This window comes from Aeromonas sp. EERV15 (genome assembly GCF_900079845.1).
GTDB lineage: Bacteria > Pseudomonadota > Gammaproteobacteria > Enterobacterales > Aeromonadaceae > Aeromonas > Aeromonas sobria.
This window is the reverse complement of the sequence record NZ_FKKY02000084.1, coordinates 1-501: the sequence shown is the minus strand read 5'-3', so window position 1 is coordinate 501 and position 501 is coordinate 1. Positions and strand designations below refer to the sequence as shown.

The following is a 501-nucleotide window of genomic DNA, read 5'->3' as shown; positions in this document are numbered from 1 at the left end:
CCGCCCCGCGCCGCAGCGACGGCTTCGGCGCGCGACGTCGAACGCGGCGAGCCTTCGGCGGAGGCGATCGAAGCGCTCGAGTCGGAGCTCAGCGAGGGGCTCGCGGAAGCGCTGCTCACGGACCCCGCGCACATCGATCGAGACATGCCGTTTTCGGAGATGGGCTACTACTCGGTCCTCGGCGTCGAGTGGATGGAGGCGATCAACGCGCGTTACGGATTGTCGCTTTCGCCGACGAAGACGTACGAGTATCCGACGATCAAAGCGCTCGCGCGCTTCATCGCGCAGGAGCAGTGCCGGAACGAGGTTGCTCCTCGAGCAAATAAGGACGACGGCGGCGACCAGCGTTCGGCGGAGCGAGAGCCGCCCCGCGCCGCAGCGACGGCTTCGGCGAGCGACGTCGAACGCGGCGAGCCTTCGGCGGAGGCGATCGAAGCGCTCGAGTCGGAGCTCAGCGAGGGGCTCGCGGAAGCGCTGCTCACGGACCCCGCGCACATCGAT

Annotated in this window: 1 protein-coding gene; it reads left to right on the top strand. The window is 68.7% G+C overall.

Features of this window, described 5'->3' with window-relative positions; genetic code table 11:
• Nucleotides 1-501, top strand: a 501-nt coding sequence (locus BN4575_RS20525) for an acyl carrier protein (RefSeq protein WP_141689905.1), incomplete at both ends; no start/stop codon positions are given.